This is a genomic window from Pelagicoccus sp. SDUM812003 (genome assembly GCF_031127815.1).
Lineage (GTDB): Bacteria > Verrucomicrobiota > Verrucomicrobiia > Opitutales > Opitutaceae > Pelagicoccus.
The window spans coordinates 175,864-189,609 of record NZ_JARXHY010000006.1; the positions used below are offsets into that span (position 1 = coordinate 175,864).

Below are 13,746 nucleotides of genomic sequence, written 5' to 3' on the forward strand. Positions count from 1 at the left end.
CGCCGCTAGTTGAGCTTCAGGGCGCGGACTTCGTTCTGGTAGCGTACGATGACGCGCAGTTTCTCGATGCGTACGATTTCGACCCCGTCGACGACGTCTCCAGCCCGGCGAATGCGTCCGTTGATGCTGGCGAGCGGGTTGGCGGCGTTGTAGAAGATGCCCGCGAGCTGCACGTTCGGGAAAAACTCGTTCGCCTCCGGCAGCTTGGGTTCTGGGGATGCCGCAGGTTGTTGCTCCACGTTTTCGGCGAATTCCTCGACCGGTTCGGCAGCGGCATCGAGAGTGGTGTCCGAGGCCGGCGTCTCCTCGGCATCTGAGGTATCGCTAGAGGCTATGCTGGTTTCGCTTTGCTCGGCCTGGTCCGGGCTTGCCTTCGCGGCTTCGATCTCGGGATCCTGGGAATCGAAGATTTCCTGCAGGGCGTCTTCGGTTTCAGTCACGCCAGCGATGTCCCTGGCTTTTTCGAGCGAGTCGGCGAAGGTGATGTCCGCTTCGTCGCGCGGCGTTTCGATGGTCTGCTGAGGCGCCGGCTTGAGCAGGAAGAAGAGCCCGGCCGCTACGCCGGCGCAGGCCGCGAGGGCGAAGCCGATCGGGGCGAGGGTGCTGCCTTTGGCTTCCGGCGATTCGGAGTTCGAGTCGACTGAGGAGGCGGAGCTTGCCGACGCGCTCTGGGCCTGGGCCGCGGAGGCGCTTTCGGTTTTGGCCTTCGGCTGAGAGGTCGCGGGGCGCTCGCGGGGCGAGTCGCTGGCCGCTTGCTGCTTCTTTAGGGAGAGGGACTTTTTGGGCTGCTCCACTTCGCGACCGCTGACCACCGCCTTCCATGTCTCCCAGCTGCTGACTTTTCCGATCTCGATGAGAAAGGTTTCGTCGGCTGCGGCGTCGGGTTTGGCTTCGCCCGGATGGCGTTCCCAGACCAAAGCGTTGGCGACGTGAACGGCGGCGAGAGTGGAGAAGCGCTTGCCGAAGGAGTTGATCGGCTCGTGATGGAGGGCGACCGCTTCCACCACCGAGGCCGGCATGCCCCAGCGACCCAGAACGTAGGCTCCGATCTCCGCGTGGTTGCAGCCGAGGATCTCGTTTTCCACTTGCCAGAGCGGCAGGTTCTTTTCCTTGGCTTGCTCGCGAGCGGCGAGGAAGCTCTCCGGCTCGGCGTCGAGCAGGATGAGTTTTCCCAGATCGTGCATGAGCCCTGCGGTGTAGGCCTCTTCGCCTTGCTTTTCCTCTTCGGTTTCGAAGAGGGCGATGCGCTTGGAGGCCACGGCCACTGACATGCTATGGTGCCAGAGCTGGTCGGTGATGGCCTTGTGGTCGGGGGAGCGGCCGAAGCTGCTGAAGACTTGGATGGCCAGCACCAGGTTTTTGACGCAGTCCAGGCCGAGGATGCTGACCGCCTGGGTGATATCGGAAATCTTCTCTTCGAAGCCGTAGTAGGAGGAATTGACTGTCTGCAGGACCTTCACGCTGATCGCGAGGTCCCCGGAAATGGCGTTGGCGATGGAGGCGGCGGAGGAATTTCGGGAGTTCAGCTCGTTGACCACCTTCAGGTACATTGGAGGCAAGCTGGGGAACTCTCCCATCTTGGCCACGACTTCCTTGATCCTTGGATTGCCCAGCCAGCTGTCGATGGCTACGCAGCGCTGGATTTCGGTGATGAGGCGATTCGCCGGGCAGGGATTTGGCAGAAACTGGAACGCGTGGCCGAAACTGTCGTCGAGCTTCGGCTTGTCCGCTTCCTTGGCGGCGATGAAACGTTGGGAATTGGGAAGCAGTTTTTCAATTTCGTCGAGCAGCTCCACGCCGTGCTCCTTTTGCACGGAGAACGCCACGATGACGATGTCCGGACTTTGCGCTTTGGCGGACTCGAGCCCGGCCCCGGCCGAGTCGGCGCAGATGAGCTCCCATTGAGCTGATTTCGGAGCGAGGGTTTCCTGATAGGTGGAGAGTTGCTCCTTGTCTTCGTCGATGATGAGGATCCGCGTCTTCATGTGGTGTTTGGGCCGCTAGTGGGTAATGAGAGTCAAGAGAAGTGTGCCTCAGAAACGACCGCCTCGGGAGCAGGCTTGAGGGGAGGGCGCGGTTTTGCATTAGGTTGAACGATCCTACCTATAGAGGAATGTCTCTGAGGCGGGAGAACTACATAAGGAACTTAGGGCACGCTCGCCAGTAGGTATCCGACGAGCGGTGGGGGCGTCGGGAAAGGACATCGCTGGGGGCTTGCCTCAAGGGGAAAAGGTCGAGCATGCTGCGGCGCTTGTGAAAGGAACCTATCAATACAGCGGTCTGGAGGCGAAGTGGTACGACCTGCTCGATGAGCTGAGCGATTTCGAGGACGTGGATTTCTACCGTCTCATCGTTCAGAGCCACCCCGGTCCGGTGCTCGATGTGGGGTGCGGGACCGGCCGTCTGATGCTGCCGCTGCTTCGCGACGAGCGTCAGGTGGAGGGGATCGACTGCTCGGAATCGATGCTGTCCATTTGCGAGAGATCGCTCCGCGACTCCGGTTTCGAGGCGCGTATCGGCCAGGCGGATATGCGCTCGTTCGATCTAGGTGAAAGGCGTTTCGGGTCGATCTTGATTCCCGGCTACAGTATTCAAATGCTGGGTACTCGGGACGAGTGGATTGCGAGCCTGCGTTGCTGTCGCGACCATCTTTTGCCGGGTGGACAGGTAGTGGTCCCGATCTACCTGCCCTGGGACTATGTCTGGGAGGAGGCGGATGAAGGGGGACTGGAGCTGAGGCGGGAGCGCCGAGACGAGGCCACGGGCGAACGCTTGAAGGCGTTTCAGTCGTGGAAACTGGATCGGCAGGCTCAGCGGCTGGAGTTGCGAAACGTTTATCGACGCGAGTCTGGCAGCGGCCGTCTGGAAGAGGAGCAGGAAACGCTCATGCGTCTGATCTGGCGCCTGCCGCACGAGATGATGCAGCTGCTCGAAGAGGCCGGATTCGAGGAGGTCGCCTTGTACGGAGACTACGGCTCGGAGCCTCCGGAAGAGGATTCGGAAACGATCATCTACGTGGCCAAGACGTAGAAGGAGCAGAGGCGGGCGGCGCTTAGCTCTGACCCTTGACTTCCTCTGGTTGGCGCTCTTTCGAGAAACCGGCGAACTTGATCTTTCGCAGGCCAAACCATGCCATCTGCAAGAGGATGAAGCCGTGGCGGAAGCGGGATATGTTGGTATCGCCGTATAAGCGATCTCGATACCGGACCGGAATATCTCGGATTTTCAGGTGGAGCAAGGCGGAGCCGAAGAGAAGATTGAAATCGCCGAAGGGATCGAAGTCGCCGAATGATTCGATGCGCCGCTTGAGCTTCTCGTAGTCCTGCCGCAGCATCATTTTTGTGCCGCAAAGGCTGTCCTTGACGTTCTGGCCGAGAAGAAAGCTGAGCGTGATGGCGAAGAACTTGTTTCCCAACAGGTTAAGAAAGCGCATGGCGCGGGATTCCATCGGATAGACCAGGCGGCTGCCGTTGGCGAATTCGCAGGTCCCGTCCGCGATGGCGTTGAAGAACTTCGGCAGGTCTTCCGGCGGGGCGGTGAGGTCGCCGTCTTGGATGACCAATACGTCGCCTTTGGCCATTTCGAAACCTAGGCGCACCGCGTCCCATTTCCCTTTGCCCGGTTGTCGGGCGGAGCGGATGGTGTGCGGTCCTTGGTAGCGAGACGCTTCGCTTTGGATGGTTTCCCAGGTGTTGTCCTTGCTGTTGCCCTCGATGAATATGACCTCGGTTTCGCTGCCCAGAGAGGGGATGCGCTCGAGGGCGGGGCGGATGTTTCCCGCTTCGTTGCGAGCGGGCACAATGACGCTGCAGGAGAGGTTCCACGGGCGAGCTACGCTGGTCTGCGGTCGAGCCGTGATGAGCAGCGTGGAGCCGAGATGCCGTAGCAAGGGCAGGCGAGCTGCGAAGCGGTTGAGAAGGGGTGAGATGATCGGGATCTGGAACGGCAGCAGGATTTCGCATGATTTGGAGACGACTTCCCATCCGGAGATCTCCAGCAGATTGACGATGTCCTGCGTGGAGAGCCAGTTGCTGGGCGGCTGCTTGCTCACCCAGCCCAGCTTCTGTCCGATGCTCAGCGCCGGTCGCCAGACTGTATTCAAAGATGTGATATGCAGGCGAGTGCGTGGCCCGGCGGATTTGAGCAGGTTTTCCAAGCAGCTTTGGATGTCGTCTATGTAGCCCAGCAAGTAGTCGAGCACGATGTGATCGAAGGCTTCTCCAGGATTGAAATGCGCTGCGTCAGCTACGGAGAAATGGAGGTTCGCGTCCTCGTGCCGCGCTTTCGCTGCGGCGATCATTTCTTCGCTGAAGTCGATGCCGAGTCCGCGAGCTGGCGACAGTTGAGGAAGAAGGTCACCCTTTCCGCAGCCGACTTCGAGAATCGACGAGTCCGACAGAATGCGAAAGCGAAGCAGCTCGGCGATCTGCTGGTGAAAGGTCTTCTGGATACGCCTCGGCTTCGCATCCTTTGATGCGGCCTCGTCGAAATGCGGTTTGAGCGAGGAAGCCATCAGATCTTTTCGATAGTGATTATCATACGCAGGGCGAGGTGGCGTAGGACGCGTTGCGGTATTGATTTCTCAATACACAAGAGCGGCCGCAGCAGGAATGCAGGCAGGAAAGCCCTCCCGGACAGGCCTCCCGTACTGGGATAGGCGAGCAGGTCTCGGTAGCGCACGGTTTTCAAGATTAGGCCCATGTCTCTCAGCTCGCGCGCTATTTTTTGCCTGTCTCTCTCGAACAGGGCCCAACCCATTCCCATATTCGCGAACAGGGCGCTGCCCGATTGCTGTTCGAAAACGTAGGGAGCTCGGATCGATTTCGGCTCGCAAGGTTCGGAGTGAAACGCCTTGTAGAACCCCTTCCCGAAACCGGTGGCGGCGGGCTCGCAAAGAAGAATCCTTCCGCCCCGCCTCAGCCCTTCGCAAGCGCTGCGAAGAAAACGCATGGGTTCGGTGAGGTGGTGGAAGACGTCGAAGGCTACGATGTTGCTCCAGTCTGGGTCGGATCTCGGAATGTCGTAAGCTGAGACAACCAAGTCGGAGAAAGGGGTAGGAGCGACGTCGCTGGTCGTAATGTCGGGATCTACCGATTTGACGAAGCCGCAACCGCTCCCGATTTCCAAGGTCCTGCCCTTTGCTCTGTGGGAAAGCAGTTCGCGAAAGATATGTTGGTAGACGATTCTCAACGCCGGGCTGCGCTTCCATTTGTCTTGCGAGCTTTCCAGCAGGGAAAGGTCGTAGGTCGCCAGGCTCAGGTCGCCGTCGGGATGCGGGCGCTCGTGGTCCGTCCGCGCTCGCTTTTCGTTGGCGTGGCGGGTGGATGCTCGAGACCGGGTTTCCGCCGGAGAAGATTGGCTGTCTGGCGCGTTCATGGCAGGGATCCCTCCCAGTTGGCTAGAGCTTCCTCGCTGACTACCTTATGGGTTTGATAGGCCGTTTTCCCGAAGCGTTCATGGTACGCCTCCAGACCGATTTTCTCAACCTCCTGCAGATCGATCGCTACTAGTCGACTGAGCCGAGTGAGGTTGAAGGGGTAGGTTGACGTTTCGGCGATAGGCTCCAGCTTAAAGGCGGGTCCAAGGTCGTTGCCCGCATTGATCGTCGGCACGATTTCCCCGTTCGCGAATTCGTGGTGCAAGTGTTGAATGACGAAAATGTCATCGTAGGTGCTTAAGCGTAGATGGAGGCTCAGAGGCTCGATGCCGAGCACGGCTCGGCGAATCGGAATCGCGGGGATCTTATGGGCCGACCAGAGCCGAGTCGGACCGCCTACGACGAGATCGTCCTTGCCGATGAGACCGGAGAGTTCTGCTTGCGCCCATTCGAATCGAAGGCTTGGCAAGTTCGTTTTCGTGTATCGAGCCTGACTCGTCACTGGGAAGCTGTAGATGCAGCTAGCGAAGATCGCGCCCGCGACTAGCGCCCGAAGCATTGGGGCTCGATTGCCGCCAGCGTGGTACGCCCAACCGGTCGCCAAAGCGAATACCGTGAGTAAGGGAATGGCGAGCCGGCTGGCTGCGACGTCGTCGAGGTTTCCCCAGAAATAGAGCATGAGAATGCCGAAGTTCCCGATGGTGAACGCGCAAACGATCGCTGCGGGAACCAGCTCGTTGATATGCCTTCGCTGGGATTCGACAAGCTTACGTATCCCTAAATAGGATACGAATAAGAGGGAGAGAAAACCCAGGACGGATGCGAACGGCGAGCTGGCAAGCTGGCCAGCGGGAGAAATGAAGAACCGCCACGCCGCGGAAAGGTTCTGCGTCAAGTAGTCCAGCCCGAAGGTCGGCTCATCGGGATTCTGCAGGTTCCAGAAATCCGGGTTCGCCCGGATGTATTTGTTTTGCCAGGCGATGGGCAGCAGAAGGCATGGAAAGAGAATGGCGTATCGGGTGACGAAATAGGCGCGGCTTCGCCAGAATCGCCAAATGACGATCGCTCCGGCGGCGAACACGAACAGTGCGGATTCGTATCGAGTGTACGCGAGCAAGGCGGATGCGGAGAGCAGCGTGTTGAGGCTTGTCGGCTCTGGAGTCCTTGCGAATCGCATCCCCAGATGAATCAAGAGAGCGATGAGAAGCGCGTTGAGCAGATCGAACCCGCCACCGCTGGAGGAATGGACGAACAGTGGGTGAAACGCGATGAAGGCTGCGGCCATCGCTCCGGCCGCGTTGCTCCCCGTAGTCTTGGCCACGAGCGAGAACGCCGTGAACAGGAGCAGTGCGGTCAGGAAGAGATTCAGGTAGAAAGGATTATGCGGGTGGAACCCGACAACGTCATGAATAGTGGATACAAGGAAAGGGAAGAGAAAAGGACGCTTGTCCAGACTGCTGACGCTTGACGACTCTAGGTCGGCCGACGCTTCCCGCATGAGCGTATCCCGATGCTCGTGCATGCTGATAGCGACATTGGCGAGGTTTGGCTCGTCCATGGTCACCTTGAAGGAAGGCCCTTCCCTCAGAAACATCAGGCCAGCCATCGCCAGGCAGCTGCCTGCGAGAATCGCGGTTCTCCTCGTTGGAAGTCGTAAGCTCGGTTTTTCGCTCTGCCAAAAGTGGAAAGTGAAAATGCCGACGCAGGCCAGAGTGAACCAGTAGCCCGTCTCGGATAGCAGCAGCTCGCAGCGATCGGGACTGAAGAGAAGGAACCCGATCGTAGCGGCGAGAGCGGAACTGAGAGCGAGTGACGTGAGTCTCATTTCGGTGGTACCTGCGAGCTTAGGAGAAGGCGCTTATTCAGATGAGCGCATCTACTCGCTATCGGCTACGAGACACGTTGGTTGAGGCGAAAGCGGAAAACAAAAAAGCCACGCCTCGCGGCGTGGCTTTGTCGAAAGTTGTTACGATCGAAGGAGTTGACTACTGCTTCTGGCCTTCAGCCGTGTAGGTGCGGGTTCCACCAAGGTTGTGAGTGATCGAGAAGGTGGCTGTGTCGTCGAGAGTGTTGTCGTCGAAGGTGTAGTTCTTGCCGATCTGCTTGACGTAGTCATCAAGAGGAGCACCAACCACGCCTGTGCCTGGAGCGTAGGACAGGGTGACCGAGGTGTTTCCGGACTCGAGCATGTATTGCTGAGCGGCAGCTCCGATCTGACGTGCGTCATTGTCCATGGCGGAGTGGCGAGAGTCTTCACGGACCTTCTTGAACGCTGGGATAGCCATCGCAGCCAGGAGGCCGATGATGACGACGACGATCATGATTTCAACGAGAGTAAAACCCTTCTTAGATGTGTTCTTATGCATTATGATATGTTTCCTAGTTTTTGATGTTCTTTGGATTGGATATGGATACGAACATCCTGAGCTACGGCGCATTTCCACGGGCTCTTTAGCGCTTTGTACTAGGCCGCAGAAATTTTGGGTAAATGCTTGGCCCTTTACGCCGTTTTTAAAAGAAACTGTTTGAACAACTCACGCTTTCCAAATCGAGTAGAGTAATCGCACTAATGATCATGGGTAGGGTAATTGTATTCATTTTCTCGATTCACTCACTGCTATGGGTTCCGCCCGTGGCGGCTGAGCTTGTGACGGTGTATCTCGACAATGGCGACACCTTGTCTGGAGAGCTATTGCAGGCGAATGAAGAGTCCGTTTCGCTAGAGGTGGACTATCTCGGCGAGGTCTCGCTACCAGCGAATCGTCTGGTCAATCTTGAGGACTTGCTGATGGCCTCCGATTCGGAGACGGCAGCGGTCGCCGCTAGCGATGCCGGCGTTTCTCCCGCGACGGTGGAAGGGGATGGCATCGATGTGACGGACGAGTCGCTTTCGCTCGGGGACACTGGCCTGTGGAGCTGGACGCGCTTCTATTGGCAGGACTTTCTGGAGCGTTGGGAGAATCGCCTGCAGATCGGCTTAAACTCCGCCTCTGGGCGCAAGAATCAATCGAACTTCAACTATCGCTTGGACATGTTGCTGGATCGGGAATCCGACCAGTTGCGTTTCAATGCCGAGTACTACTATGGCAAGGCGAACGATTCGGTCATCAAAAACAACTTCGCTTCGAAGCTGCGGTGGCGAAAGGACATCGGGCCCGGCGTCTTCTACGAATCGCAGTCGATCTATTCGGCGGACGCGATCAAGCTGATCGATTCGAATCTCGAGCAGAAGCTCGGCTTGGGGACGCGTTTCATCGATCGCGACGATTCGACCTTGTCAGCGGGTTTCGGGGCTAGCGGTCGTTGGCGCGAATTTGAGAACAGTGAAGAGGAGGTGATCTACCTGGTGGACATTTTCCAGGACTGGGACTATCGGCTTTCCGAGCGCATACGTTTCACCCAGGATCTCCGATTCGCCATGCCCTTGGAGGAAGAGGACAACTACGAGTTCGGCTTCTCGGCCGCCGTGACCAGCGCCGTGACCAATTCGATAAACCTCTCGCTTCGTTACGAAATGGGCTACGACAATTCCCTGGACGAGGAGCTCAAGGAAGACCGCCGCTTTGTCAGTTCGCTTGGCTACGCCTTTTAGCGCTCCCCGCGTCTTGTGAGGGAGTCGCGATCGCGTCGAGGGAGTTGGAGGACGGTCTCTAGAGCGAAAACTGCTGCTTGAGCGCCTCGACGTCCAGTTCCTCAGCGTCTTTCCAGAGCGCTTCGAGCTTGTAGGTATCTCGGGTCTCTGGGGCGAAAAGATGGATCATGACGTCGAAAGCGTCCACTACCGACCAGCCGGACTCCGGCCCTTCGTCCACGCCGAGGATGCGTACCTTCTTTTCCTTCAGCGCCTTGTCGAGATCTCGTTTCATCGCTCGCAGGTGTGGTTCGGCGAGAGCCGACGCGAGTACCAGATAGTTGGTGATCGAGCTTTGCTCGCGCACGTCTAGGGCGACGATGTTTTCCGCCTTGGTGTCTTCCAAGGTCTTGCAGCAGAGGGCGAGGGTTTCGAGGCCGTCTTCAGGCAGTGACTTTTCGGTACTCATTCGGTGTTGTCTCTCTGGCGATAGAGATTTCGGGTCTTGATGTAATCAAATACGGGAGCTGGCAAGAAGTACTTCGTCTCCAGGCCGGTTTTGAGTCGGCGTCTGATCTCGCTCGAGCTAATGTCAATCGCCCGGGCTTTCGCTCGCAGGATCTCTGTGTGTGGCGGCAGATCGTTATTTGCCCCTGCCGTCGAGCCGGGGCGTTCGAAGGCGATGAACGAAACCAGTTCGGCGAGGCGGCCGATGTCCCTCCAATGGTGGAGCTGGGCGAGTTGGTCGGCGCCGAGAATCCAGAAAAGCGCATCCGAAGGGCGTTCGTGTTTCAGGGCTTCAGCGGTCGCGACGGAGTAGCTGATTGCGCCGAGCTTGAATTCGATATCTGAAACCTCGAAGCGCGAATCCTCGCGGGTCGCCGCCTGCGTCATGGCCAGCCGTTGCTCCGGAGTCGCGCAGGAGTCGGCCGCCTTGAGCGGAGCTTGACGGGCAGGGATGAACAGCACGCGGTCGAGGTCGAACTGCTCGCAGGCATCCTGGGCGATGATCATGTGCCCGATGTGAATGGGATCGAAACTGCCCCCTATTATTCCGATGCGTTTGGCCACCATGAGAAGCTCTTGCTGGAGCGGGCTGGCTGTCAATCTTCCTCTAGTCAGCGAGCGATCGGACGGACGAGGTAGGTTGGCTCTCCGCCCGCGCTGCCCGGAGAATCTGGGCGAGGGTCTGCAGGGCGCGTTGCTCGCGACGATGCACCTGTTGGCGCGTGATCCCTGTCTCGCGTGAGACGTGCGCGAGCGAATGGTCTGCTCCCTGGCGTTCGACGCCGTAGCGAAGCTGGATAACCTGTCGCTGTTTCTCCGTTAGCTGGGCGAGCGCCGAGCAAACCAGCTCTCGTTCGTCGTTCGCCTCGGCTAACGCGGCCGGGCAAGGTCCAGCTTCCACCATCGCTTCGGCCTCGTTTTGCGGAAAGTCGAGCTGCAGTACGCCCGCTCGCAGCGCCTCTCTCAGCTCGCTGTGCGCGTCAATGCGCCGAGTCGAGTCTTCCGGATCGCCTCTGAGGGCTTGAGAGATGAGATTGATCGGGGCTTTTACCGGAAGACGCTGCCGCATGGCAAAGTTCGTCATGGCGCGCTTGATCCAGTGTCGGGCGTAGCTGGCGAAGCATCGATTCGGGTCCGCATGATCGATGGCTCGCAGTAGAGCGAGCCGCCCTTCCTGCATGGCGTCCTCGGCTCCCGAGCTTTTCCAGCGACCGCGTGGGAGGCATGTGGCGACCAGCGGCTCGAAGCGTCCGTACAGGACGCTTTGGTCCTCCTTGTAGCCTTGATACTTGGCGGCAATTCGAAGCCTGGTCAGCGAGCGCAGCGACTGCCAATGGCTCGCGGAGGGAGCGGCGAAGTCTGTCCGAGCGACGTAGCTTGTGACGGCCCAATGTCGAGCCAGGCGCTTCGATTCCGCGTGAGTGGGCTTGGTTAGCTCGCCTTCGCCCATCGCCTGCAGGATGACTTCGAACTTCTGCTGAAGCGGCAAGCTAAGCAGGGCCTTGCGGAGCGAGATGCCACGTCGCTGTCCTTTGAATCCCAGCTGCGACGCCGCGAGAGCGATCTCCCCCTCCCATTCCGCTTTGGTTATCATCCAATCCAAGGCGGAGCGAACGCGAGCGATCCGCAAAAACGCGGGGCGATTCGCGGGGTCGTTCGCAGGGAGCTCCGCAGATTGGTCTCGTGAAATCGTGGGCATCTTAGGCTGGCGGCGCTGCTAGATTCGCAAGGAAGCAGGAGTCGCGCAAGACCCTTTGCTGGGTTGGACTGGGACTGTACCGGGTCTAACCATGCCGCTCATGTCGAAGGCGTCGCCGAGCGAAGCGAGCAACGCCTTGGAAAAGTGTGAATCAGGGGCTTGTTTTTGAAACGGAATTCTGCTGGTTTTCACGCTCCATCCAATGCCCTGGTGGCGGAATCGGTAGACGCAGCGGACTTAAAATCCGCTGTCCGCAAGGACGTGTGGGTTCGAGTCCCACCCTGGGCACCATTGTTAAGTCGCTTTTGATAGGCGACTTATGGGCTTGGTGGTCGTCTCGTTTCCCAGTTGGGTTTCAGAGTCGTTTGGAATCTATCCGGTTTCTGTTCAGATTCTATCCAATGCTTACGTCTGGGCGCTGATCTGTGAGATATAGAAGGCTGGTCGACTATCGAGCGCCTTTGGGCGTCTAGTTGGAATTCTGGCGATCTATTGCACGGCAAAAGAGAGGCTTCGGTTTTCTCGTTTGTCCCGTTTAGTCCCTGTTGCGCACGGCATCTTCTACTTGTTGGTAGAGGACCTGAATGGAATCGCTTGACTGAAGCTTGAGGGCCCGTGCGACGTAGGGTTGGGATTCCGAGAATCGCTTTTCTTCGATGAGCAGCTTTGCTCGGGTCAAGACGGCAGGGTATTCAGCTTCCGGATCTCTTTCCGCCCTGTCGAGAAGGAGGTAGGCTTTGTCGCGTTTATCGGCTTCGATGTAGCGTCGAGCGAGCTTGACCAAAGCCTTCCCGTTGGTGGGGTCGAACTGAGTCGCTTCTTCGAGGCGCTCGATAGAAGCGTAAAGATCGCCTTCATGGTAGGCGATTTCGGCTGCGATCGAGTAATAGCTAAATCGGGTGTCAGAGTCCGTTGGATACGAGGTTATTTCGATCTTGGAGAAAAGGTCTTTGGCGAGCTCGATTTGCTCGTTTCGGATCAAAACGTTGGTCGCCGCGATCAGGAAACTGATGTCGCTCGATTCCGCGAGGGGAGCCGCGTCGAGGTAGGCATCGCTGGCTGGTCCGAATAGTCCCAGATTTGAGTACAGGTTTCCTAGCTGGTACAAGGACTGGAAGTTGGCTTTTCCGATCGATCTTACGATTTCGAGATTTCGTGCAGCTTGTCGCAAGTTTTCGATAGCGAGGTAAGCGTTGGCTTGGGCTAGCCAGTAGTCAGTATCGTTGGGACGTCGGGCGATGAGTTCATCCTGGGTGTGGATAGCCTCGGCGAAACGGTCCGCTTCGAGGTAGACCTGGGCTTTGCCCTCGAGCCAGTCGAGGTTGTTCGGCTCGCTTAGCATGGCTCGGTCGTAGGCCACTTCCGCGGAGATGAAATTTCCCTGGCGGAAATGACAGTATCCCAGCATGCCGAAGGTGCTGGGTTTGGTGTCTCCGAGCTCGACGGCTTTCAGGAAGGAAACGAGAGCGTTTCGCGTATCGTCGCTGCGCAGCTTTAGGACGCCGAGATTTGTCCACGCTCTTTGAAAGTCGGGAAATTTTTCGATAGCGGTCTTGTATTGCTCTTCGGCGAGGAAGTACTCGTCGTTTTCGAAATAGACGTTTCCCAGCAGATAGTTGAAAGTGGCGCTCCTCGGGGCGTCGCCGACGGTCATGCTCTCGAGCAAGGTCTGGGCGTATTCACGATTCACGCGCATCATGGGTGCGAGCTTCTCGAGGATCTGCACTTCGAGTTCATCGATAGGGGGCTCCTTCTCCGAGAGCACGCCGTAGCTGGCGGTGAAACGTTTTTCGAATTCGTCTCCTTCGAGATCGGGGCGTCCCCAGTCCTTGGATACTATCGTAGTGGTTGCGGCGAGGCAAAGAAGTAGGGTGATGAAGGCTTTGATGGGTTGGCTCATGGCGAAAAGGGATCTCGAGTGTTGGCGCCGAAGGTGAACTTGTGCTGTACCCAGCTGTTTACGGGTTTGCCGTCTTTCTTGGCGGGTTCCAAGTACCAGCCTTCGATGTATCGTTCGATAAAGGGGACTATTTCCGGGATAGGACAGTCGAGCACGTGTATATTGGCTGTCCTGCCTTCGGCGGTCACGGTGTAGAGAACCATGAAGGTTATGGGCTTGTTCCTGTGACCTCTGAGATACCGAGCGGGGATGTCGAGGTTCTTGTGATAGGTACGCTTCGGCTTTTCCGTAACCTCGTTTTGCGAATAGATTTTTAGGGTGTCTAATCCGTCTGTCTTGTAGTTGCCGATGCTGTCATCGATGTCGAATTCGGTTTGCGTGAGCTCCTGTGGTTTTAATCCGAAATCGACGTCTAGAAAGCCAAGCGGAATGCTGGAGGGGCCATCGACTACTGGAAGATCGAAGCTGATAGAGACTGTGTTTTGCTCGGGCGGAGGTTCTTTTTGGGGAGGGGGTGGTGGTGGGGGGAGATGGAATTCGGATATCGGCTCCGTCTCGGGTTGTCGCTCGACCCGTATGTTGGATTGCATCACGCCTATGCTGAGGAAAACCGCGACCGCGGTGGCGAGCGCGCCCAAGTAGGGCGCGAAACCGCGCGCGCTGTGTTTTAGGTCCTGTTCGAGACTGAGCAT

The 13,746-nt window shown here is 58.0% G+C and carries 12 protein-coding genes and 1 tRNA gene; 3 read left to right on the forward strand and 10 right to left on the reverse strand.

Going from position 1 to position 13,746, the window contains the following annotated elements; translation table 11 throughout:
* Nucleotides 1–5: 5 nt before the first annotated feature.
* Nucleotides 6–1,985 (reverse strand): HDOD domain-containing protein, encoded by a 1,980-nt coding sequence (locus QEH54_RS10535; protein WP_309018633.1) that lies wholly within the window; start codon nt 1,983–1,985, stop codon nt 6–8.
* A gap of 196 nt (nt 1,986–2,181) precedes the next feature.
* Between QEH54_RS10535 and QEH54_RS10540 the strand changes: the two genes are divergently transcribed.
* The gene (locus QEH54_RS10540) at nt 2,182–3,030 is read left to right on the forward strand and encodes a class I SAM-dependent methyltransferase (protein WP_309018634.1); all 849 of its coding nucleotides are present in this window, start codon (nt 2,182–2,184) and stop codon (nt 3,028–3,030) included.
* Nucleotides 3,031–3,052: 22 nt separating this feature from the next.
* Here the strand turns inward: QEH54_RS10540 and QEH54_RS10545 are convergent, their stop codons facing one another.
* The 4 genes from QEH54_RS10545 to QEH54_RS10560 form a co-directional block, all read right to left on the reverse strand.
* The gene (locus QEH54_RS10545) at nt 3,053–4,513 is read right to left on the reverse strand and encodes a glycosyltransferase (RefSeq protein WP_309018635.1); all 1,461 of its coding nucleotides are present in this window, start codon (nt 4,511–4,513) and stop codon (nt 3,053–3,055) included.
* A complete protein-coding gene (locus tag QEH54_RS10550) occupies nt 4,513–5,376 on the reverse strand; it encodes a hypothetical protein (RefSeq protein ID WP_309018636.1) in 864 nt (287 codons plus the stop codon). Before QEH54_RS10550 ends, QEH54_RS10545 begins: the two co-directional genes overlap by 1 nt.
* On the reverse strand, nt 5,373–7,202 hold the full coding sequence (locus tag QEH54_RS10555) for a glycosyltransferase family 39 protein (RefSeq protein ID WP_309018637.1): 1,830 nt from the start codon (nt 7,200–7,202) through the stop codon (nt 5,373–5,375). Before QEH54_RS10555 ends, QEH54_RS10550 begins: the two co-directional genes overlap by 4 nt.
* A gap of 160 nt (nt 7,203–7,362) precedes the next feature.
* Complete coding sequence (locus QEH54_RS10560) at nt 7,363–7,743, reverse strand: prepilin-type N-terminal cleavage/methylation domain-containing protein (RefSeq protein ID WP_309018638.1); 381 nt, start codon at nt 7,741–7,743, stop codon at nt 7,363–7,365.
* Nucleotides 7,744–8,009: 266 nt separating this feature from the next.
* Between QEH54_RS10560 and QEH54_RS10565 the strand changes: the two genes are divergently transcribed.
* Nucleotides 8,010–8,969: a DUF481 domain-containing protein gene (locus tag QEH54_RS10565; protein ID WP_309018639.1), complete on the forward strand. Its 960-nt coding sequence runs from the start codon at nt 8,010–8,012 to the stop codon at nt 8,967–8,969.
* A gap of 58 nt (nt 8,970–9,027) precedes the next feature.
* Here the strand turns inward: QEH54_RS10565 and rsfS are convergent, their stop codons facing one another.
* From rsfS to QEH54_RS10580, 3 genes are read right to left on the reverse strand one after another with little or no spacing between them, the layout of a single operon-like run.
* On the reverse strand, nt 9,028–9,417 hold the full coding sequence (gene rsfS, locus QEH54_RS10570; RefSeq protein ID WP_309018640.1) for a ribosome silencing factor: 390 nt from the start codon (nt 9,415–9,417) through the stop codon (nt 9,028–9,030).
* Nucleotides 9,414–10,022, reverse strand: coding sequence for a nicotinate-nucleotide adenylyltransferase (gene nadD, locus QEH54_RS10575; protein ID WP_309018641.1), 609 nt, complete (start codon nt 10,020–10,022; stop codon nt 9,414–9,416). The genes rsfS and nadD overlap by 4 nt, the downstream gene beginning before the upstream one ends.
* A gap of 40 nt (nt 10,023–10,062) precedes the next feature.
* Nucleotides 10,063–11,154, reverse strand: coding sequence for a sigma-70 family RNA polymerase sigma factor (locus QEH54_RS10580; RefSeq protein ID WP_309018642.1), 1,092 nt, complete (start codon nt 11,152–11,154; stop codon nt 10,063–10,065).
* 204 nt (nt 11,155–11,358) lie between these two features.
* On the opposite strand from QEH54_RS10580, the gene QEH54_RS10585 reads away from it, so the two are divergent.
* Nucleotides 11,359–11,445, forward strand: a tRNA-Leu gene (locus QEH54_RS10585).
* Nucleotides 11,446–11,689: 244 nt separating this feature from the next.
* Here the strand turns inward: QEH54_RS10585 and QEH54_RS10590 are convergent.
* Nucleotides 11,690–13,054, reverse strand: a complete 1,365-nt coding sequence (locus QEH54_RS10590) for a tetratricopeptide repeat protein (protein ID WP_309018643.1) — start codon at nt 13,052–13,054, stop codon at nt 11,690–11,692.
* Nucleotides 13,051–13,746, reverse strand: coding sequence for a hypothetical protein (locus QEH54_RS10595; protein ID WP_309018644.1), 696 nt, complete (start codon nt 13,744–13,746; stop codon nt 13,051–13,053). Before QEH54_RS10595 ends, QEH54_RS10590 begins: the two co-directional genes overlap by 4 nt.

Bases quoted from the DNA above. Each gene is read 5' to 3' on its own strand.
- QEH54_RS10545 (WP_309018635.1), bottom strand. From the start codon at position 4,513: ATGGCTTCCTCGCTCAAACCGCATTTCGACGAGGCCGCATCAAAGGAT.
- rsfS (WP_309018640.1), bottom strand. From the start codon at position 9,417: ATGAGTACCGAAAAGTCACTGCCTGAAGACGGCCTCGAAACCCTCGCC.
- QEH54_RS10590 (WP_309018643.1), bottom strand. From the start codon at position 13,054: ATGAGCCAACCCATCAAAGCCTTCATCACCCTACTTCTTTGCCTCGCC.
- QEH54_RS10595 (WP_309018644.1), bottom strand. From the start codon at position 13,746: ATGCTCAGTCTCGAACAGGACCTAAAACACAGCGCGCGCGGTTTCGCG.
- QEH54_RS10555 (WP_309018637.1), bottom strand. From the start codon at position 7,202: ATGAGACTCACGTCACTCGCTCTCAGTTCCGCTCTCGCCGCTACGATC.
- QEH54_RS10580 (WP_309018642.1), bottom strand. From the start codon at position 11,154: ATGCCCACGATTTCACGAGACCAATCTGCGGAGCTCCCTGCGAACGAC.
- nadD (WP_309018641.1), bottom strand. From the start codon at position 10,022: ATGGTGGCCAAACGCATCGGAATAATAGGGGGCAGTTTCGATCCCATT.
- QEH54_RS10550 (WP_309018636.1), bottom strand. From the start codon at position 5,376: ATGAACGCGCCAGACAGCCAATCTTCTCCGGCGGAAACCCGGTCTCGA.
- QEH54_RS10560 (WP_309018638.1), bottom strand. From the start codon at position 7,743: ATGCATAAGAACACATCTAAGAAGGGTTTTACTCTCGTTGAAATCATG.
- QEH54_RS10535 (WP_309018633.1), bottom strand. From the start codon at position 1,985: ATGAAGACGCGGATCCTCATCATCGACGAAGACAAGGAGCAACTCTCC.